Source organism: Synechococcus sp. MIT S9507 (assembly GCF_047304715.1).
Classification (GTDB): Bacteria; Cyanobacteriota; Cyanobacteriia; order PCC-6307; family Cyanobiaceae; genus Synechococcus_C.
The window spans coordinates 169,882-189,791 of sequence record NZ_CP138970.1; the positions used below are offsets into that span (position 1 = coordinate 169,882).

Genomic DNA, 19,910 nt, shown 5'->3' on the forward strand with positions numbered 1-19,910 from the left:
GCAACATGGATCAGCATCGAGTCGTGCTTTTACCCGGTGACGGCATCGGTCCCGAAATCACCGCCGTGGCACGTCATCTGCTGGAAGTCGTTGCCGAGCGGTTCAACTTCGGCCTCTCATTCGATGAACAACTGATCGGTGGAGCAGCCATTGACGCAACCAATGAGCCCTTGCCGGCATCCACTCTGGACGCCTGCCGCTCAGCGGATGCTGTGCTGCTCGCTGCCATCGGCAGTCCCCGTTTCGATGATCTGCCCAGAGAGAAAAGGCCGGAAAGCGGACTGCTGGGGCTGCGCTCAGGCATGGCGTTATTCGCCAACCTCCGCCCCGTGAAGATCGTGCCTGCCCTAATTGATGCCAGCACACTGCGCCGCGATGTGATTGAAGGCGTGGATCTGATGGTTGTCCGTGAACTGACAGGCGGGATTTACTTCGGCAAACCCAAAGGTCGGATTGAATCTGACGGAGAAGAGCGTGGTTTCAACACCATGACCTACTCGGATTCGGAGGTGGATCGCATCGCCAGGGTGGCGTTCGAGCTGGCAAAGGAGCGCAGAGGCCGACTTTGCTCGGTGGACAAAGCCAACGTTCTTGATGTCAGTCAGCTTTGGAGAGACCGGGTAGATGCCTTGTCAGGCAACTACAGCGAAGTGGAGTTGAGTCACATGTATGTGGACAACGCCGCCATGCAGCTTGTGCGGGATCCACGTCAGTTTGATGTACTGCTCACAGGCAACCTTTTCGGCGACATCCTCAGTGACGAGGCCGCCATGCTCACCGGTTCCATCGGCATGCTTCCGTCAGCATCACTGGGGAGTGAGGGGCCGGGTCTGTTTGAACCGGTGCATGGCTCAGCACCGGACATCGCAGGACAGGACAAGGCCAACCCCATGGCCATGGTTCTCTCCGCAGCCATGATGCTTCGGACGGGCCTCAAACAGCCAACGGCGGCAGATGCACTGGAACAGGCCGTCGATCAGGTGCTGGCGAAGGGATTCCGCACAGGCGATCTGATGGCGGAGGGCTGCACACCACTGGGCTGCAGTGCCATGGGTGAGGAGCTTCTCAAGGCACTCTGATCCGATTTGATCCGGCAAATTTCGAAATTGGTCCGTTGACCTGCCAAACTCTTCGGGCCTGATCTGCCTCCGTCGATGTCGAAGCGTCACCCAGTCGTGGCTGTCACCGGTTCCTCAGGTGCCGGTACCAGCACCGTGAAGCGTGCCTTCGAGCACATCTTCGCCCGTGAAAGCATCACCCCGGCTGTCGTCGAGGGTGACAGCTATCACCGCTTTGAGCGGATGGCCATGAAGGATGCCATGGCTGATGCACTGGCCAAGGGTGAGAACTTCTCCCACTTCGGGCCTGAAGCCAATCTGTTTGACAAGCTTGAAGAGCTCTTCCGTGTCTACGGCGAAACGGGCGGAGGTCAGAAGCGCTACTACCTGCACAGCCCTGAAGAGGCTGCTGAACACAATTCGCGTCTGGGAGTTGACCTGAACCCAGGCCAGTTCACACCGTGGGAAGACATTCCATCAGGCACTGACCTGCTGTTCTACGAAGGACTTCACGGCGGCGTCAAAGGCGATGCCTACGACGTGGCATCTCTGGCAGATCTTCTGGTTGGTGTGGTGCCGATCACCAATCTCGAGTGGATCCAGAAGATCCACCGTGACAACGCTGAGCGCGGCTATTCAGCAGAAGCGATTGTTGACACGATCCTTCGCCGGATGCCTGACTACATCAATCACATCTGCCCGCAATTCAGCCGCACTGATATCAATTTCCAGAGAGTCCCAACAGTCGACACCTCCAACCCCTTCATCTGCAGGAACATTCCGAGCCCCGATGAAAGCTTTGTGATCATTCACTTCCGCAAAGGTGCACGCGAGAAGTGGGGGATCGACTTCAACGATTTACTGAACATGATCCACGATTCCTTCATGTCCAGTCCCACCAGCATCGTTGTGAATGGAGGCAAGATGGGATTTGCCATGGAACTGATCCTTACTCCGATCATTCACCGCATGATTGAAGAGAAGAATAAGTTGAACTGATCTCTGTTCAACAACACTCCCAGTCAGTCCTATCGTGGGTTCATCTGATCGTTCAGGTGAGCCGATTTCAGTTTCACCTCCCTCCTTCGTGATCGCTGGAGCCGGCGGAAACGCCAGCCTCACACCACGCTGGGACCGAGTTGACAGCAGAAGACTGATCGCTCTGGCCCGCAGAATTTATTTCCAGCATCTGAGTGAATCAACACATTCACCTGAACCCTGTGGCGTGGTTGTGAATATCGATCTCAACGAAGGACGTGTTGTATTGGAAACCCCCACACTCCTGCCCGATGAACACTTCATCGGTGCCGAACTGATCAGCAGAAAGTTCAGGCGTCCTCGAACTGCGAGAGACCGGTACAGAGGACAGGGATCTTGAACACAACCCTGTTGTGGATCCTGCTTCTGACAGGATCCTGCGTCGGCAGTTTCATCAATGTCGTTGTCTGGCGGCTGCCGAGGCAGGAATCTGTTGTGTGGCCGGGAAGTCACTGCCCTCAATGCGGGCATTCCGTGGAATGGCACGACAACATCCCCATGGTCGGATGGCTTTCACTTCGGGGTCAGTGCCGGAACTGCCGTCAGCCGATTTCACCCCGTTACCCCGCGGTGGAGGCAATCACAGCCGGGTTGTGGCTGAGTGCCGCCTGGGCCGTTGGTTTCAATGCAGATCCTGTTTCAAACGACGTTGCAACGGCTCTGATCACGCTGATGGGCGGAGTCGTTCTGGTCAGTCTGCTGTTGCCGCTCGTGCTGATCGACATCGACCACCTTTGGCTGCCGGAACCCATCTGTCGAGCCGGAGTGGTGACAGGACTGCTGGCCAGCGCCTTGGTTGCAGTCTTTGGGGAGCCTCAGACTGGTGGCGGTGTTCTCTTTGATCATCTGCTGGCTTCAGCAGCTGGGCTGCTGATTCTGGAAGGGCTCAGTGCGCTGACGGAACGATTGGTTGGTCAACCTGCCCTGGGGTTGGGTGACGCCAAACTGGCTGCTCTGGCGGGGGCCTGGCTGGGACTGCAGGGACTCGGCATGACCATGGGAATCGCGGTGATCTCCGGTGCCCTGTTCGGGGTTGTTGCCCGGATCACAGGTCAGCTGAAGCCAAGAGAACCGTTTCCGTTCGGTCCTTTCATCGCTGCAGGCATCTGGCTGGTCTGGATGATGGGCCCACAATGGTGGTGGATTCGGTGGGTGACATTGATCGGCGCATAAAAAACTCGTTGATCCTGGATTGACAGGCCAACGAGCTTCAAAAGAGTTCAATCAACGAACCAAGCAAACAAGACTGCAGACGATCAGGCAGCAGCACCGCCTCCGCCGGCACCAGCGATGTCAAAGGCTCCTCCTGCTTTGACATTGGCCAACAACGTTCCGTCAAGAAACTGCTGATCAAGCAGAATCAGTGCTGCGGAACTGGTGTCCGCAAGACGCAAACGCTTCAGAACAAATCGGGCTTCTGCTTCTTCCTGCAACTGCTCGCCTACAAACCAATCGAGCATGGCAGTAGCAGCTCTGTCATTCTCCTTTTCGCAAAGTGCGTAAATATTGCTGATCGACTTGGTGACTGTTTTCTCCATCTCGTACACCTTGTCGAAGAGGGCTTTAACGGATTGCCACTCCCTTTCAGGTGAATTGATTGTGGGTAGCTGCACTTCACTTTCGCTGTCCACAAGATAAGAAATAAACCTTGAAGCATGGCCTCGCTCTTCAGTGCTTTTGTTCAGCATGTAGCTGGAGAATCCAATCAGATCTCGCTCACGCAGCCAGATTGACATCGCCAGATATGTATGACTGGCCTGAAACTCAAGCGCGAGATGATCATTGATTGCGGAGGTATGCGATGCCATGAAAAAAAAGCTGATAATTTTTTATAGGCATGTAGTTGCAGTCAAGCCAGGAAGCAAAGATTAAAACCGAGCAAAACCCAATGCAGGGGTGACAAATGTTACGTGCTGTCAAAGCGACGTCTCAACTCGCATGCAATGCCACGACTGAAAAGAATCAGAAAAATATTTTCAAGGGCAGCAAAAACACATCATCGTCACCTTCACCAGAATGAACAAGTACTGGACTCCATCTGGCCCGGTGGTTATTAGCGAGGGGGAGACAATACAAAATGAACCCATCTGAGCGACCACTGATAACAGGAGGGCAGAATCAAGCAGGGCGAGAGAGGGTGTACATATGCAATTAAAACCAAATCATCCGCTCAAGCACCAGCTTCAAAACGAGTCAACCAACAGAACATCGCACGATCAGAAGAGCAATTCAATCCTTGTCAAAATGAATGGCATTGGTCGAACAAAACTGACCCAAAAAGCCAAGTCGTGCAAGTGAAGTCTTTAAAGAATTTGCGAACTGGAGAATGTCATCACCACATCGGTGAAGCTGTCATTATCGCCTGATTCTAATGCTGCAAGAAATCCAAATTGATTCTCGTCAAGCACCTTGAAATGATCAAGCCCATCACTGTTAGCCTGGTCCCAGGCGAACCAGGTACTGCCCTCCAGCACCGCATAAGGCGCTAGATAGACCCCATTTATGGAACCACTTAATACATAGTCAATTGAGTTTGAAGTGTTCGCATCTAAACCAATGCCGTCAAGTTGATCTACAACATTTCCAGCACCAAGCGCAACGGATTGATAATTAGCATCTCCTGGCTTAACAGGATTACCCAGCGCATCAAGCACGGTGCCTTCTAGATCAAGAACCTGATAAAAACCAATAACAGGATCCTAGGGAGTTTGCCCACTCCAGTCGAGCGTACCTGTCAGACGCTGCGCTGTCGTGAATGATGAAAGATTGAGTACAGGAGCAATATCCTGACCAATACCTGTGAGCGTGTCCGGCCCCTGCCAGCCCTGTGCAAGCAGCAAAGATCGATAAAGATTAGCTTGAAAATTTTGATTCTCTCCAAATCTGAGACGTCGATTCTGAATAGCTCCAGCTCTTAAAATTGCCAGTGTTTCAGTCGCAGTAATGGACGAATCCTGCGAACGAATCAGTCCCGCCATACCTGCAATCACCGGTGAGGCCATTGATGTGCCGACGGAATACCCATAATTTCCATCACCCACATCCCCAGTCCCTACAGGCAAAGTGCTGAGAATTTGCGCCTGATCTGTGGATGCATATCGAGGTATCCCAAATTCGTCGCGGTCAACCACGACAGTGCCTCCATCACCACCCGGCGCACTGATCGAAATCGACTGCCCATAGTTGCTGTAACTCGACTGATAGTTTTGAGCGTTGGAAGACCCTACGGATGCAATATTGCCGAACAGCTGGCTGAATACAGCCGGCGCAACCGTGAATTGATCAAAGTTACCCACGTTATCCCATTGACGCCGATCAGAAAATTCTGAGCCTTCATTACCAGCAGCAATCGCAATGAATAAATCATGCTCATAAGCATATTCAAACACTGCTTTGTATTGCTCAACAAAAGAGTCTGAACGGGCTAGAAAATCCTGTGGACTTATTTTTTCGTTCCCTCCCAATGACATATTGATCACCTTGGCACCATGATCGATCGCGTAATAAAGCGCTTCTTGAACATCAGATTCCTCTGTTCGTTGATTACCACCAAAAACATCAAGCACCATCAACTGAGTGTTCCAGGCGACCCCTGAAACACCAATCCCATTATTTCCTTGAGCACCACTGATTCCTGCCACATTCGTGCCATGAGCATCAACAATCATGTCAGGGGTATCATTTACAGAATTCCAGCCATGAATATCGTCGGTGAATCCATTATTAACATCATCTTCACCATTTCCCGGAATTTCACCAGGATTGACCGAAAGATTACTGATTAAATCTGGATGCGTAACATCAACGCCCGAATCGATGATAGCTATCGGAATATCTGCATTGAATACCAAATTCCAGGCCTCAGGTGCACCAATATCCACATTGGGAGCAGAGAGCCATTGACCACCTATATCACTCCAGTTACGAACGATACCTGTATTAAACAAATGCCATTGCAAAGGAAGAAATTCATCGTTGCTTAACAACGTGGTTTCATCAAAGGTTTGCCCATCCAAAGACCATTCAAATTCGACATCCAGCAATTCCTCGTTTCCACCAACCCGTGGAACAATCTGCAGCCAGTAATCACCTGGATTCAAGCGACCAAAAACAAGCTCCGGCTCAAGACCGGGATTTGTAGAACTGTTGTAAACAGTATAAATGTCATCATTAACATCAAAATATGGCCCGTTAGTATCTGGATTAATCTCGCCGATGTACAGATCAAAATCGGCTAGCAAACTCGACAAAGTAACATATAAATTTGTTGTATCAAGAACTGAAAACCTGATCGCTGCCTTGAGATCTTCGACATTTGCATAAGCCGCCAGCAGCTCTACAAATGAAGTGCTGAATGTTTTCACTTCACCTGGCTGAATCTGAATTCCCTCAAGGTTCATGGAGCGATTTCTGGAGGCTCAGCTTTCAAAATGTGCACCAGGGGTTAAGAGCATATTTTCATCTGAGAATTTTCAGAGATGAATTCAAAGCCTGAAAAACAATCAACACTGCAGAATCCAAAAATGCAGTGAATCAACGGCCAAGCATTTGTTCAATGCTGGAATGGGCCAACAAATTTAATGAAAGCCACTGTGCGGGTCCAGGCAGCTCACTGAAGATGTAACGGTTCTGTGATACGTACATCTTCCAAGATGGAACCCGACGCTGTTCCTGCAGGGGGCTGTTGTTTTGGTCGATTGACTAGCAGCAATTAAGATCTCAGGTCAGACCTGAGCACCGAAGAGATATGAGCCTTTTCGACTGGTTCGCTGATCGACGTAAGGGGCAGTCCGTGGTCAAGGTCGCACAGGAGCCTGAGGAAGGAGATGGCCTCTGGAGCAAATGTCCGGAATGTTCCCAGGTGGTCTACCGCAAAGATCTGCGTGCCAACGCAAGCGTTTGCAGCAACTGCAGTTATCACCACCGCATCTTCAGCGCTGAACGAATCGCGATCATTGCTGATGAAGGCAGCTTTGAAGCCCTGGATGAAGACCTGACTCCCACCGACCCACTTGGGTTCAAGGACCGACGTGCCTATGCCGATCGACTGCGTGAAACCCAAGCCAGCACTGGGCTTCGCGATGGAGTGATCACAGGTTTGTGTCGGGTGGATGAGATCCCCATGGCTCTTGCAGTGATGGATTTCCGTTTCATGGGTGGATCCATGGGTTCAGTGGTGGGTGAAAAAATCACCCGTCTGATTGAGGTGGCTACAACCAAGCGCCTGCCCCTGCTGATCGTCTGCGCCTCAGGGGGTGCACGCATGCAGGAAGGCATGCTCAGCCTCATGCAGATGGCCAAAATTTCCGGGGCCCTGGAACGCCATCGAGAGGCAGGTGTTCTTTACATGCCATTGCTGACACACCCCACGACAGGAGGAGTCACGGCGAGCTTTGCCATGCTCGGCGACTTGATTCTTGCCGAACCGAAGGCTCTGATCGGCTTTGCCGGACGGAGAGTCATTGAACAGACCCTGCGGGAAAAACTTCCCGATAACTTCCAGACAGCGGAATACCTCCAGGAGCATGGATTCGTTGACACAATCGTGCCGAGAACTCAGCTGAAGACCACATTGGCAACGCTTTTAAATCTGCATGGCTGTCGCCCTGAGGTGACGGTCCAGGCATGAAATCAAGTCTGAGGAAATCCCTTCAACAATGGCTGGCATCAACACTGCTGGCACTGCTGATGGTCTTTGGGGCTCAACCGGTGTTCGCTGGTCCTGTCGATTGGCGGGAAGTGCCGTCAACCAGCGAAGGTCAACAATGGTGGGACGCAGGAAGCGTCCGCAGAACGAAGGGCGGAAATGTGTCGGTTCTCAGTCGCTACAGCCTCAAAACCGAAGACGATTCACCCGCTCTGGGAACTCTTGTGGTGATGGAGATTGATTGCGATCAGTCGCTGTACCGCGACACTCAGAAAAATGGACTGCCGCGGTTCAAAGCTGACTGGGAAGCTCCCGCCAAGGATGATCTGATCACGGAAGTCATCAACGCCGTCTGCAGTTCCGGGCTGACCTGACTGTTTCACCTCCATTTGTTGCACGGTTCACAATGACCTCCAGTCCTTCAGCTCATCACCCGATTGGGGTTGCCATCGCCGGTCTCGGCTTTGGCGAGGCGGTGCATCTTCCAGCTCTTGAGACTGTCCCCGGGTTGGAAGCTGTCGCTCTCTGGCACCACCGTCAGGAGCGTCTTGACCAGGCCTGCAGCCAATCCGGGCTGAAGGGACACGCGTCCTGGACTTCGCTCCTCAATGATTCAAGGATCGAGGCAGTGATCATCGCCACACCTCCGGCCCCCCGATACGAGCTGGCGATGCAAGCTCTGAAAGCGGGAAAGCACCTTCTGCTCGAAAAGCCTGTGGCCCTCAACGCTCAGCAGGTGGCGGATTTGCAGCGCGAATCCATCAGCAGAGGGCTCAGCGTTGCCGTTGATTTCGAGTACAGAGCTGTTCCTCTGTTTCAGCAGACCGCGCGCCTTCTGGAGCAAGGTGCCGTGGGACAGCCCTGGCTCGTGAAATTTGACTGGCTGATGAGCAGCAGAGCCGACCCGCAGCGAGCTTGGAACTGGTATTCACAAGCCAACCAGGGGGGAGGGGTTCTCGGGGCACTCGGGACCCACGCCTTCGACACATTGGCGTGGCTGATCGGTTCCGTCGGTGAGCCCCAGACAGTGACGTGCACAGCGATTAATCAGCGACCTGATACCGCGGGGCTGATGCAGCCCGTTGACGCTGAAGACATCGCCCTGATCAATGTGAACCTGAGCAGCCATCAGGGAGAGACGGTGCCCGCACAGGTGGCATTGTCTTCAGTTGCTCGAAATGGTCGTGGCTGCTGGATTGAGATCTATGGATCCGAAGGTAGTTTGGTTCTCGGAAGTGAAAATCAGAAGGATTACGTGCATGGCTTTTCACTGACCATGCAGCGAGATGGAGAAGCTCCTCGCAATGTCCAGCCGGATGAGGATCTGCGCTTCCCGACAACCTGGAGTGATGGACGCGTGGCCCCGGTCGCCCGTGTGCAGAGCTGGTGGGCTGAAAGCATTCGCAGCGGACGCCCGATGGTGCCTGGACTCGCCGAAGGTCTTGCCAGCCAGGTCGCCTGCGACCTATCACTATCGTCCTGCTGAGAGCTAAAGGAAAACCCCTTGAATCGCCGTATCAACAGCAACAGTCGGGAGTAACCAACAAAATGTTATCGATCGATGAAATCGCTTTAATAAAAGAAATTCATTTGATCAATGCTTAAAAAAGCAACCTGTTTCGCTGCTCTCCTGTTGATGGCAGCCTGCTCCTCAGGATCAGTCAGTGATGATTCATCCAAAGATCAGTCAAAACAGGCTGATGCAAGCAACAGCCAGGTTGAAGCTTACGAGCAGAATGACACCACTCTTTCCGGAGAACAGAACGGTGAGAACTTTGTCAACAAACTCGACGACACTGACCTTGTCAGCGCTTTGAGAGATGGTGGTCATGTCATCTACATCCGACACGCCAAGACTGTTAAGGACTGGGGTGATCAGGCCAGTCCAGATCTGGATCTTTCCGATTGCAGCACCCAGCGCCGCCTGAGCGACGAAGGCAAAGCCGATGCCAAAGTGATCGGTGAAGGCATCAAGGCAGCAGGAATACCCGTTGGAGATGTCATCTCAAGTGACTACTGCCGTGCTTACAACACAGCTGATCTGGCTTTTGGCAGATACACCAAAAATTCAAATCTGAACTTCCTGCCCTGCGTTGAATGCACTCCTGAGGAATACAAGGAATACGCAGCACGCGTCGCTCCCTTGATGTCGGCCCTGCCTGAGACCGGAAAAAACACCGTTCTCGTTGGACACGATGATCCCTTCCAGGGTGTGACGATGCCAATCATTCCTGAGAATGGAATTTATCCGGCACCAATGGGCGTCGCATACATCGCAAAGCCTCTTGGTGATGGCAAGTTTGATCTGGTGGCCAAGATCAATCCCAATCAGTGGCAATCACTCGCACAGAACTGACACGGTCGGTCCCAACTAAAACTCTGATTGAACCAAAGCTGGCTCCCAACAGGAGCCAGCTTTTTTATGACCGAACAAATCAACAGGCAGAAACCTGGCCAAAAAATTGAAATCCAGGTGCGACCCACCCTCGATTGCCAAAATCGCTTAACCGAGTTGACGCTTCAAGGCAACCATCGCCACCCTTGCGAATCAAATAATACGTTAAACAAGTAACAAATACTACTCAGAGGTGTAAACGGCGTAAATAAGGCTGTCTTCAAGACCCCGAGACTCCTTCAATTCCGAAGAATCAAATGGCACTGTCTGACTATTCCTCTGAGCTGATCGCAACAGCGCAATCCCTTGCTTCTCCTGGTAAGGGAATTCTTGCCGTTGATGAATCCACCAAAACCATCGGCAAGCGCCTTGGTTCCATCGGAGTCGAGAACACCGAAGCCAATCGTCAGGCTTATCGCGGGATGCTCTTCACAACCGCAGGGCTCGGAGAATTCATCAGCGGAGCCATTCTTTACGAAGAGACCCTTTTCCAGAACCATGCTGACGGCGAGTCCATGGTGAGCAAACTGGGCAAGCTGGGCATCATCCCAGGAATCAAGGTTGACAAAGGCCTGCGCCCACTTGCAGGCGCAGGCTCTGTTGAAACCCTTTGCACCGGACTTGACGGGCTCATCGAACGTGCGGCCGACTACTACGCCCAGGGAGCACGTTTCGCAAAATGGCGCGCTGTTCTTCAGATCACGTCTGATGGCTGTCCTTCCCCCCTGTCCGTGCGCGAAAACGCCTGGGGGCTTGCTCGCTACGCCCGCTCAGTGCAGGAATCAGGCCTGGTGCCGATCGTTGAGCCTGAAATCCTGATGGATGGTGATCACACCATTGAAACCACAGCTCGCATCCAGGAACACGTGATCCAGGAGGTTTATCACGCCTGTCAGGCCAACGGTGTTCTGCTCGAGGGAACTCTTCTCAAGCCATCGATGACCGTCCAGGGAGCAGATTGCTCTGACAAAGCAGATCCGGCCAAAGTTGCCGCCATGACGGTGCGCACCCTCGAGCGCAGCGTTCCCGCCAGCGTTCCCGGCATTGTGTTCCTCTCAGGTGGCCTGAGCGAAGAAGCCGCTTCGGTCTACCTCAACAACATGAACACCATCGAGCGCAAAGCGAAATGGAATCTTGGCTTCTCCTACGGAAGAGCACTGCAGCATTCCTGCCTGAAGGGATGGGCTGGCACAAATCTGGAAGCTGGCCAGAAAGCTCTGCTGGCTAGGGCACAGGCCAACTCGGAAGCCTCACTCGGCCGCTATGTGGCCGGCTCCCAGCCATCCTCCGACGAGCAACTGTTCGTAGCCGGCTACACCTACTGATCCGGCATCACGCACCCGTCTAAGCCACTTGTGCAACAAAAGTGCGTGACAAATTGAACACCATTCAGTAAAGTCTCTGCCCTACGGACCTTTGAGTCCGATAGGGCTTTTTTTTGGACTTTCTCTATGGCGCTCGTTCCGCTTCGGCTTCTGCTTGACCATGCTGCCGAAAACGGCTACGGCATCCCTGCATTCAATGTCAACAACCTTGAGCAGGTGCAGGCAATCATGGAAGCGGCCGACGAGACCGACAGTCCGGTCATCCTGCAGGCTTCCCGTGGCGCGCGCAGCTATGCAGGTGAAATTTTTCTGCGTCACCTGATCCTCGCCGCAACCGAGACTTATCCCCACATTCCCGTGGTGATGCACCAGGATCATGGTAATGCTCCTGACACCTGCTATTCGGCGGCAATCAACGGATTCACCTCCGTGATGATGGATGGATCGCTGGAAGCTGACGCCAAGACACCTGCCAGCTACGACTACAACGTCTCTGTGACCAAACAGGTTGTTGATTTCGCCCACTCAGTCGGGGTGAGCGTCGAAGGAGAACTGGGATGCCTGGGCTCACTCGAAACGGGGAAAGGCGAAGCTGAGGATGGCCATGGTTTCGAGGGTGAACTGTCGAAGGACATGCTGCTGACGGATCCTGCAGAAGCCGCCGATTTCGTGGCCAAAACCAAGTGCGATGCGCTGGCCATCGCGATCGGCACCAGCCACGGCGCGTACAAATTCACCCGAAAACCCACCGGTGAAGTGCTGGCGATCAGCCGAATCGCTGAGATTCATAAAGCGATCCCCAACACGCACCTCGTGATGCACGGTTCTTCTTCCGTGCCCCAGGAGTGGCTGGAGATGATCAACAAGCACGGTGGTTCAATTCCAGAAACCTATGGGGTTCCCGTGGAGGAAATCCAGGAAGGTATTCGCAACGGTGTTCGCAAAGTGAACATCGACACCGACAATCGCCTGGCCTTCACTGCTGCAGTGCGTGAGGCGGCGATCGCTGATCCGGCCAATTTTGATCCCCGCCATTTCAACAAGCCAGCTCGCAAATACATGAAGCAGGTCTGTCTCGACCGCTATCAGCAGTTCTGGGCTGCTGGCAACGCCAGCAAGATTCAACAGCAGAGCATCACCTACTACGCCGGCCTCTATGCCAAAGGCGCACTGGATCCCAAAGCTGCTGTTGCTGTCTGATCAACTGATCTCACAACATGCACCGAACAGGGGCCATCAGGCCCCTTTTTTTATGGTTATTCGAAGAATTCAAAGATTCAGCGGCGACTCGTGCAATGGCGAATCAAACCTCCATCAATCATCATCTGCCCCAAGAAACTGATTGAACAAAGCAATCTCAAAGAGCAGCATCCAAACAAATAAACTTACAACATTCGATTTAATCATCAAACTGATCGAATCACCCACGAAGAGGTGAGCAAAGAGCAAGGAGAGATCTAGCATAGGAATACTTTGATCAAGCACGAATGGACGGCGAACAGAATTCAATCTCGCCCGTTCAGCGGCGGTCATTCGACCGACTGATCAACTTCACTGATGCAGTTGTTGCGATTGCTATCACCCTTCAACTGCTACCCCTAGTTGACATCAAATCGACAGGAGAAGACTCAATATGGCAACTGATTGGCGAGAACTCATCTCAGATTTTTGCATTTTGGCTGAGCTTCTTAATCCTTTCCCTGCTGTGGCTTAAGCACAACCAGGTCTTCAATTCGATGAGAACTTTTGATGGAACGATTTTCTGGCTAAATTCATTATGGATGGCATTAATTGTTTTTCTTCCCTGGCCCACAGCACTCTATGGTTCTTTGAATGATGGGCAAATGAATGCAAGCAAGGGGGTTGGCCTTCTCTACAGGTGGACTCTTGCATTGATTAGCGGCATTGGATGGCTCATCGCAATCCATGCCTGAGAGAAGCCCGAGCTGCTTGAGCAGTCAGTCCTCATCAAAGGCCGTGAGGGTTCAGGACTCAAAAATTATCGTGGCGCAAGCTTCGCTGCCGCTTTTCTATTGATTGGTTTTGCCGCAGAATTTTTGCCTCAATTCGTGCCCTTTCTGGCTCTTGGGATGATTCCAATGGACTTGCTCTTGAGAAAAAGAAGAGGCAAAAACTGAAGACATGAGACACACAAGAGGCGCTGAACGAGACTCTTTAGGCCTGCAGAGTGAGCTGGCCTGATGAAGCATCGAGCAATGCTTCGCGTCCAAGAGGTAGTGCCCAATTCGGCAGACCATGACCAAGAGGAAGATCCATCAGAAGAGGTACACCGAGATCACTGAGACGTTCTTCAAGGATTTCCGGCATGGAGAAATCGCCGGGAAGAACATCGTCTTCTTTCCAGCTGAAGCGACCACAGGCCACTCCTGCCAACCCCTTGAACAGACCAGCGCTGCGCCACTGGGTGAGCATGCGATCCACTCGATAAGGCGCCTCGCCCACATCCTCGAGCACCAGAATGGATCCGCGTAGATCAGGAAACCAGGGTGTGCCGATCAGATGTGTTGCAACCGTGAGGTTCGTCACCACCAGACGCCCCCTTGCCATGCGACCGCGTACCCCTCGCCCTTGAAGCGGTTGCGTTGGTCGTCCGCTCAGCAGGTCAACCGTGCGTTGCCACTGTTCATCCAGTCCCCAGGCAGAGCCGTGAATGGCTCCCAGCAAACCGGCCTGCCACTGTGCAAGCAGAAGGGCACTGCTGTCGGAGAAACCAAGAGACCAGAACGGGCGCTTGGGAAATCTCAGTCCGGACTCCAGTACTCGCGCAGCGCCCCAGCCACCCCCGACATAGAAGACACCATCGAGGGTGGGATCGTTCCAGGCGTCTTCGATCGAAGCGCGCCGCTGATCGTCGGTTGCCGAGAACCATTGCCACTGACCTTTGACGTCCTCCGGAATTTCAAGAATCCAGCCCTGCTCTTCGCAACGCTTGCTCAGAGGGCTGAAATCGGTATCAGGGTCAATCCAGGTACCAGGGTTGATGGCTCTCAACCGTGAACCCCGACGGAGTGGAGCGATTGCTCTCGGTTGGCGCGGTCTGGACATCGATCTGGCCTGACCACCGAGGCTGCCGAATAGTGACAGACCAACTCCCGAGCTGGCGAACAACGCCAGAAGAGAACGACGACGCATGGGTCAGGAGAGCAGCGCTTCGAGGATGGCCCGACCTGCAGTGCCGCCAGTCTGTGGATCACAGGCTCGCTCAGGGTGAGGCATCAGACCAAGCACCGATCCCGAGGCATTGGTGATGCCTGCGATATCGGAGACGGATCCATTGGGATTGCTGCAGTACCGAAGTGCAATGGCGTCATCGTCCTGGAGCTGCTTCAGCGTGTCGTCACTGCATTGATAACGCCCCTCACCGTGGGCGATGGGCAATGAGAACCGACGTCCACCGCCGCAGGAAGACAACCAGGGCGTACGACCGCTGACCACGGAAAGAGGAGTGTCCTCACAAATGAAATGAAGATCTCGATTGCGGGTCAGTGCACCTGGAAGCAGTCCCAGTTCCGTCAACACCTGAAAGCCGTTGCAGATGCCCAGAACTCTCCCACCGGCTGAAACGAAACTCAGCAGTGATTCGAGGACCGGCGCAAATCTGGCGATTGCACCACAGCGCAGATAGTCCCCATAACTGAATCCCCCTGGAAGAACAATCGCGTCCAGGCCGCTCAGATCCCTTTCCTCATGCCAGAGGTACCGCGTGGGCATCCCCAGACAGCCCTCGGTCGCCCAGCGAACATCACGGTCACAGTTCGATCCGGGAAAAACGACAACCCCGATGCTCATGACTGGGTCAGCTCAAGAGTCCAGTTCTCGATCACGGGATTGGCAAGCAGCCGATCACTGAGCAGCTCAAGGCTTCGACGTGCTGCGGCCTCATCCGAGGCCTCAAGCTCCAGCTCCACGGCCTTGCCGATGCGCAGGCGTTCCACACCATCCACACCCAGGCGCGACGCTGCAGCCCTGGCCGCCTCACCGGCTGGATCGAGAACCGATGGGCGCAGGTGCACCAGAACGCGGGCTTGGTAACGCGGCACGGGCTCCGAAAGGCAATTGTTAAATATTGGCAGGCCAGGGGACCGCTTTCGTTCGACGAAATGCAGGTTGAAAGGAGACCCTTGCTGCGCAGGCCAGTACGTGCCCCATTCACTGGCTCAACTGATCCGCTCAATCAGCCAGGCCAGTGTGCTGCTGACCGCTGGGCTCGGCCTGGCTGCGCAGGCGCGCCCAGCGGTCAGCGTGCCTGTTGAATGCAGGCAACAGCATCAGGAGTGGCAGAACTGTCGGTACGAAAGCGATCAACCAGGCTCCAGCTGGCAGCTGGCATTCGAAGACCATGTCGTCCGCTTCAACCATGACGGCAGCGGCCACATGAAGATGCAGCTGAATGACAATGGCGACTGGACAGGCGTTCAGGCCCGTTGGATCGCGGAACGAACGCTCTGCTGGAACGACGTTTGTGCCCGAGGAGAGATCCCTCTGGATTGATCAGCGCTCAAGCGATGCATTAACAGCGCACTCAAAGGGGAGTGCCGCCGATGGGAGCGTGAGCAGATGCGCGCAGAGGCTGGCCAGATCCTCGGGCTGGGTCATCTGCTCAGGAGGCATCGTCTTGACCCCTGCAGCCATCCGGGTATTCACCCAACCGGGACAGACGGCGGTCACGCGAATGCCGTTCTCCCACCCCTCGTTGCGCATGGTCTGGCAAAGGCCCATCAATGCGAATTTGGAAGCGGTATATCCAGCAAGCGAACCTTTGGACCTCTTGCCGCTCATCGAGACCAGCACCTGAATCCGACCCCGTCCAGAGTCAACGAGGGCTGGCCAGGCAGCTCGGGTCAACCACCAGGGACCCATCACGTTCACCTTCCAGAGTTCATCCGGTTCAGACCGTTGCTCATCACTGAACAGCAGGGGCGTGCGATGCAGGATTCCGGCGCAGTGGATAAGCGTGTCCAGCGATCCAAACCGGTTCAGGGTTGCCTCGACAACCCGTTGAGCATTCTCAGGAACGCGAGCGTCATAGGGGCATGACATGAGGCGGGCTGGAGCTTGCGCTGGATCCAGATCAGTTCCCAGCAAGGCCTCGGGATCCCGCACTGCCAGGCAGAGCTGATGCCCCTGATCGATCAGCCTGCGAGCCACCGCAGCTCCAATCCCCCGGTTGGAACCTGTGATCACAACGGTTCTCATCGTTCATGGGAGGTCAGGATTGGAGCATGGTCCCATCGACGGGACAGCCTTTGCAGTAGTGGAGCCACCTCGCCGTGACCGATTGGAAAGCCGCTTTCAAAGGCTGGGGGCTGAGCTGGGGCGGCTGGTTCAGTAACCGGCGCGGTGAGTGGTGGTTGCTGGCGCAGCTGGCCCTGATCACCTGTCATCTGATCCCTGCATGGCCAAAGCCAGGATTCTTCGGGATCGCCTGGCCTCATACTGCTCAAGTTGTGGGCCTGATCACCCTGGCCATCGGACTGATTCTCGCTGTCCAGGGATTTCTGAAACTGGGGCCGAGCCTGTCTCCGCTACCGGATCCGAAACCGGGAGCTGATCTGGTCACCAGCGGGGTCTACGCACACTGCCGCCATCCGCTCTATCGGGCGGTTCTGGTTTGTTCTCTGGGAGTGGTGATCGCTTTGGCGAGCCTGTTCCATCTTCTGCTGTTTCTCGCTCTGGTCTCTGTGCTGACAGGCAAGGCCCGACGCGAGGAGCGCGCACTGCTTCGAATGCTTCCCTCCTATGCGGACTACATGAAAACGACGGCGGCCATCGTCGCCCATTGCCCGGGGTTGGACTGGCGCCGACTCGAGGCCAGCTGAACAACCGTTTATTCATTCATCAGGCAATAATCATCCCCTCTAGGAAAGGCACGTTTTTCTGCCAACGGGATGCAAATCGCCAGAACTCGTCCTCTGTTCAGCAGCCTGCTCTCTGGTCTGACCCTGGCCACGGTTTTGGCAGGCGCTTGGGTGATGCCTGAGGCAAAGGCCGATGTCAAACCGTTCAAACGCCAGTCCTTGATGGCATTGCTTGAACCTGCAGCGCCAAAGCCAGATCCTGTCCCCACCCTCGTTCTGGAACGCACCGATCGACGACTGCAGATGACCGGAGACCCCATCTGGGACCTCAAGATTGAGATTCCAGGTGAACCGCTGCGAAGGTTCGATGCCGTCAGTGGCCGGGCGAACCGACAGAACGCCAATCGTGACCAGCTCGGCAGCCGGGCGCCCCTGCCCATCGGCCGTTACAGCGTGGGGGTCGTCGAACCCCTGATCGATGGTGATTACCCCGAGCTTGGTCCTGTGTGGATCAGCATCGAGCCAACCTTCACCACCGGCCGCCGCGTGCTCGGGATCCACCTGGATCCCAGCGCAGGACTTCAGAACGCCAACAGCGGCACCCTCGGCTGCATCGGCCTGGTCAACAGATCCGACATGCTCGAACTGGCTCAATTGATCGAGCGCAGTGGCACGGATCGACTGGAGGTTCTCAATTGAATGGTTGGTCACACAGACCCCGGCAGCGACAGTTGCCGCTGTTCAGGACTCTGAGTCACAGTCCTGAATAGTGACGCACCACTCACGCTCTGAGTGTCGCTGTTGAGGGAAGCCACTTGTTTTTTGTTGACGTCGTGACCCTCAGGATCCACTGCACTGACAGCAGTGATTCTTGCTGAACCAGCTCCGAAAAGAGCTGCAACCGTGTTTGCAACACAGAGCTTCAGATCAGACGGTTTGCAGACAGTCGTTACGCAGAAGGCTTTCCAGTTGCTGGGTGGAGTCCTTCTGCAAACCGATCACCACCAACTCAAGGCCAGTTGCCTCGCTGGGTTTCCAGGCCTCCGTCGGAGCCGACTCGAACCAGCTCTCCAGCCGGGGACCGACCATCTGGATCTGAAGAGGGAGCGTTTTTCCCTGAATCCAGAGCCGTCCCTTGAGCCGGATCACATCGTTGTCGATCACAAAGCTGCTGAGCAGCTGTTCGAGCTGCCCACGCTCGAACGAACCCTCCAGTTGGATCTGACCGCTGACAGCCTCAACGTGCGTGTGATCGTGGTGATGGTGATCCCCGTGATTTTGGCCATTGCTGTCGTGACTGTGGCTGTGATGGGAGGGGACATCGTCAACGGGTAATGGCTGTCTGGAAAGATCCATCCCCAGCACAAGCTCTGGATCGACAACGCCGCGACTGATCGCCAGGATGCCCGCTCCCGATCTGACCCGACCGGCAAGGTTCTGTCGAACTGACTCCGTGCTTGCGGCATCGAGTCGGTCAGAGCGGCTGATCAGAACCAGGTCTGCCGCCTCAAGCTGATCTTTGAACAGATCATCGATGGCAGTGAGGTGATCAAGACTGGGATCTTCCTGACGCTGACGTTCAAGGGCTGCGGGATCGCCAACGGGGCTCCCGGCGTTGAGAGCTTCTCCGTCAACAACGGTGACCACTCCATTCGCATGGACCCTCTTACGGATGGCTGGCCACTCAAGAGCCTGTAACAGCGGCCTGGGCAGAGCCAGACCGCTGGTCTCGACAACGATTCCATCAAGCTGATCCGAGCGCTGGAGCAAGGTCTCCATCGTCGGCAGGAAGTCATCCTGAACCGTGCAGCACAAGCAACCGTTATTGAGCTCAACCAACCGGCCATCAACCTCGTCTTCCGGACAGAAACCACAGCTGCGGATCAGATCCCCATCCAGCCCGACCGAGCCGAATTCGTTCACCATCACAGCCAGACGACGACCGCTGTTGACGAGCAGATGACGCAGCAGCGTTGTCTTCCCTGCCCCAAGAAAGCCGGTGATCACGGTGACAGGTAGCCGTGAAGGCATCAGCGACACCCCAGGGAATCACGGGTGCTGAGACCGGTGCGGCTGTTGACACCGCTGGCTCTGCCACAGAGAGCCTTGAGTTGTGGAAGATCAATCACGGCATTCGTGAAGTCAGTGCCCTCGATCTCAGCATCGTTGAAGCGGCTCTGCATCAGCATCGCGTTGGTGAAATTGGCATCACGAAGATCGGCTCCGTCGAAGCGGCTTGAAAAGGCAACGACATCTTCAAGATCAGCACCCCGCAGATCAGCGCCCTGCAGTTGAGAAGTATTGATCACAGCACCGCGCAAGTCTGTCTCGCTGAGATTCACCTCTCGCAGATCGGCCTTGAGAAACTCCTTTTCCTTGAGATCGCGCCCATGCATATCGGCGCTGATCTCCTGAACGGCCCGCTGACCACGCAGCTCCGGGGCGGTGATCGCCTCTGCAGCGTCAACACCGATCAGCAATCCGCTCAGCGAGAGCAGGCCGCAAACCATTGACGCGACGATGAAGCGGAAAACAGAGAGGAAAAAAGCTGACAAGGCCATGGTGTACGAACGTTCAACAGCTACCCGGAAACAGCTGCCGTAACTTGAGCGGTCACGATATGGCAGA

The 19,910-nt window shown here is 54.7% G+C and carries 23 protein-coding genes; 14 read left to right on the top strand and 9 right to left on the bottom strand.

The genetic code is table 11. The features are described 5' to 3' along the window. The first annotated feature begins 5 nt into the window (after nucleotides 1–5). The 4 genes from leuB to SIB83_RS00910 all read left to right on the top strand — a co-directional run bounded on the left by leuB (nucleotide 6) and on the right by SIB83_RS00910 (nucleotide 3,269). Nucleotides 6–1,079, top strand: coding sequence for a 3-isopropylmalate dehydrogenase (leuB, locus tag SIB83_RS00895; RefSeq protein ID WP_413746494.1), 1,074 nt, complete (start codon nucleotides 6–8; stop codon nucleotides 1,077–1,079). A gap of 75 nt (nucleotides 1,080–1,154) precedes the next feature. Next, on the top strand, nucleotides 1,155–2,057 hold the full coding sequence (locus SIB83_RS00900; protein ID WP_413402956.1) for a phosphoribulokinase: 903 nt from the start codon (nucleotides 1,155–1,157) through the stop codon (nucleotides 2,055–2,057). A 34-nt stretch (nucleotides 2,058–2,091) separates the two neighbouring features. Further along, complete coding sequence (locus SIB83_RS00905) at nucleotides 2,092–2,436, top strand: hypothetical protein (protein ID WP_413746495.1); 345 nt, start codon at nucleotides 2,092–2,094, stop codon at nucleotides 2,434–2,436. Further along, complete coding sequence (locus SIB83_RS00910; RefSeq protein ID WP_413746496.1) at nucleotides 2,433–3,269, top strand: prepilin peptidase; 837 nt, start codon at nucleotides 2,433–2,435, stop codon at nucleotides 3,267–3,269. The genes SIB83_RS00905 and SIB83_RS00910 overlap by 4 nt, the downstream gene beginning before the upstream one ends. A gap of 83 nt (nucleotides 3,270–3,352) precedes the next feature. On the opposite strand, the gene SIB83_RS00915 is transcribed toward SIB83_RS00910, so the two are convergent. From SIB83_RS00915 to SIB83_RS00925, 3 genes are all read right to left on the bottom strand, one after another. Next, nucleotides 3,353–3,904, bottom strand: coding sequence for a ferritin (locus SIB83_RS00915; RefSeq protein WP_413746497.1), 552 nt, complete (start codon nucleotides 3,902–3,904; stop codon nucleotides 3,353–3,355). A gap of 495 nt (nucleotides 3,905–4,399) precedes the next feature. After that, on the bottom strand, nucleotides 4,400–4,750 hold the full coding sequence (locus SIB83_RS00920; protein ID WP_413746498.1) for a hypothetical protein: 351 nt from the start codon (nucleotides 4,748–4,750) through the stop codon (nucleotides 4,400–4,402). A 45-nt stretch (nucleotides 4,751–4,795) separates the two neighbouring features. Continuing rightward, complete coding sequence (locus SIB83_RS00925; RefSeq protein ID WP_413746499.1) at nucleotides 4,796–6,496, bottom strand: S8 family serine peptidase; 1,701 nt, start codon at nucleotides 6,494–6,496, stop codon at nucleotides 4,796–4,798. 347 nt (nucleotides 6,497–6,843) lie between these two features. Here SIB83_RS00925 and accD point away from each other — a divergent pair, with 347 nt between their 5' ends. From accD to SIB83_RS00960, 7 genes are all read left to right on the top strand, one after another. Continuing rightward, entirely contained in the window at nucleotides 6,844–7,725 is an 882-nt protein-coding gene (gene accD / locus SIB83_RS00930; protein WP_413746500.1) for an acetyl-CoA carboxylase, carboxyltransferase subunit beta, read from the top strand. Next, nucleotides 7,722–8,117: a hypothetical protein gene (locus SIB83_RS00935; protein WP_413402968.1), complete on the top strand. Its 396-nt coding sequence runs from the start codon at nucleotides 7,722–7,724 to the stop codon at nucleotides 8,115–8,117. Before accD ends, SIB83_RS00935 begins: the two co-directional genes overlap by 4 nt. Before the next feature lie 32 nt (nucleotides 8,118–8,149). After that, nucleotides 8,150–9,229 (top strand): Gfo/Idh/MocA family protein, encoded by a 1,080-nt coding sequence (locus tag SIB83_RS00940; RefSeq protein ID WP_413746501.1) that lies wholly within the window; start codon nucleotides 8,150–8,152, stop codon nucleotides 9,227–9,229. 150 nt (nucleotides 9,230–9,379) lie between these two features. Continuing rightward, the gene (locus tag SIB83_RS00945; protein ID WP_413402971.1) at nucleotides 9,380–10,099 is read left to right on the top strand and encodes a histidine phosphatase family protein; all 720 of its coding nucleotides are present in this window, start codon (nucleotides 9,380–9,382) and stop codon (nucleotides 10,097–10,099) included. A gap of 296 nt (nucleotides 10,100–10,395) precedes the next feature. Continuing rightward, nucleotides 10,396–11,463: a fructose-bisphosphate aldolase gene (locus tag SIB83_RS00950; protein WP_413402973.1), complete on the top strand. Its 1,068-nt coding sequence runs from the start codon at nucleotides 10,396–10,398 to the stop codon at nucleotides 11,461–11,463. 126 nt (nucleotides 11,464–11,589) lie between these two features. After that, nucleotides 11,590–12,663 (top strand): class II fructose-bisphosphate aldolase, encoded by a 1,074-nt coding sequence (gene fba, locus SIB83_RS00955; RefSeq protein ID WP_186537713.1) that lies wholly within the window; start codon nucleotides 11,590–11,592, stop codon nucleotides 12,661–12,663. A gap of 287 nt (nucleotides 12,664–12,950) precedes the next feature. Continuing rightward, nucleotides 12,951–13,397, top strand: a complete 447-nt coding sequence (locus SIB83_RS00960) for a TMEM175 family protein (RefSeq protein WP_413746502.1) — start codon at nucleotides 12,951–12,953, stop codon at nucleotides 13,395–13,397. Between the two features lie 241 nt (nucleotides 13,398–13,638). Here the strand turns inward: SIB83_RS00960 and SIB83_RS00965 are convergent, their stop codons facing one another. From SIB83_RS00965 to purS, 3 genes are read right to left on the bottom strand one after another with little or no spacing between them, the layout of a single operon-like run. Continuing rightward, nucleotides 13,639–14,616 (bottom strand): S66 peptidase family protein, encoded by a 978-nt coding sequence (locus SIB83_RS00965; RefSeq protein ID WP_413746503.1) that lies wholly within the window; start codon nucleotides 14,614–14,616, stop codon nucleotides 13,639–13,641. 3 nt (nucleotides 14,617–14,619) lie between these two features. Beyond that, on the bottom strand, nucleotides 14,620–15,273 hold the full coding sequence (gene purQ, locus SIB83_RS00970) for a phosphoribosylformylglycinamidine synthase subunit PurQ (protein ID WP_413746504.1): 654 nt from the start codon (nucleotides 15,271–15,273) through the stop codon (nucleotides 14,620–14,622). After that, nucleotides 15,270–15,524, bottom strand: coding sequence for a phosphoribosylformylglycinamidine synthase subunit PurS (gene purS, locus SIB83_RS00975; protein WP_413402979.1), 255 nt, complete (start codon nucleotides 15,522–15,524; stop codon nucleotides 15,270–15,272). The genes purQ and purS overlap by 4 nt, the downstream gene beginning before the upstream one ends. A gap of 100 nt (nucleotides 15,525–15,624) precedes the next feature. On the opposite strand from purS, the gene SIB83_RS00980 reads away from it, so the two are divergent. Further along, entirely contained in the window at nucleotides 15,625–15,975 is a 351-nt protein-coding gene (locus tag SIB83_RS00980) for a hypothetical protein (protein ID WP_413746505.1), read from the top strand. Here SIB83_RS00980 and SIB83_RS00985 read toward each other — a convergent pair whose 3' ends face one another. Beyond that, nucleotides 15,976–16,680: an SDR family NAD(P)-dependent oxidoreductase gene (locus SIB83_RS00985; RefSeq protein ID WP_413746506.1), complete on the bottom strand. Its 705-nt coding sequence runs from the start codon at nucleotides 16,678–16,680 to the stop codon at nucleotides 15,976–15,978. Nucleotides 16,681–16,754: 74 nt separating this feature from the next. On the opposite strand from SIB83_RS00985, the gene SIB83_RS00990 reads away from it, so the two are divergent. Further along, nucleotides 16,755–17,303 carry a methyltransferase family protein gene (locus SIB83_RS00990; RefSeq protein WP_413402985.1) on the top strand — a complete coding sequence of 183 codons (549 nt, stop codon included), beginning with the start codon at nucleotides 16,755–16,757 and terminating at the stop codon, nucleotides 17,301–17,303. A 69-nt stretch (nucleotides 17,304–17,372) separates the two neighbouring features. Continuing rightward, entirely contained in the window at nucleotides 17,373–17,981 is a 609-nt protein-coding gene (locus tag SIB83_RS00995; protein ID WP_413746507.1) for a hypothetical protein, read from the top strand. 228 nt (nucleotides 17,982–18,209) lie between these two features. Here SIB83_RS00995 and cobW read toward each other — a convergent pair whose 3' ends face one another. Beyond that, on the bottom strand, nucleotides 18,210–19,313 hold the full coding sequence (gene cobW, locus SIB83_RS01000; RefSeq protein ID WP_413746508.1) for a cobalamin biosynthesis protein CobW: 1,104 nt from the start codon (nucleotides 19,311–19,313) through the stop codon (nucleotides 18,210–18,212). After that, the gene (locus tag SIB83_RS01005; RefSeq protein WP_413406456.1) at nucleotides 19,313–19,792 is read right to left on the bottom strand and encodes a pentapeptide repeat-containing protein; all 480 of its coding nucleotides are present in this window, start codon (nucleotides 19,790–19,792) and stop codon (nucleotides 19,313–19,315) included. Before SIB83_RS01005 ends, cobW begins: the two co-directional genes overlap by 1 nt. Nucleotides 19,793–19,910: the final 118 nt, after the last annotated feature.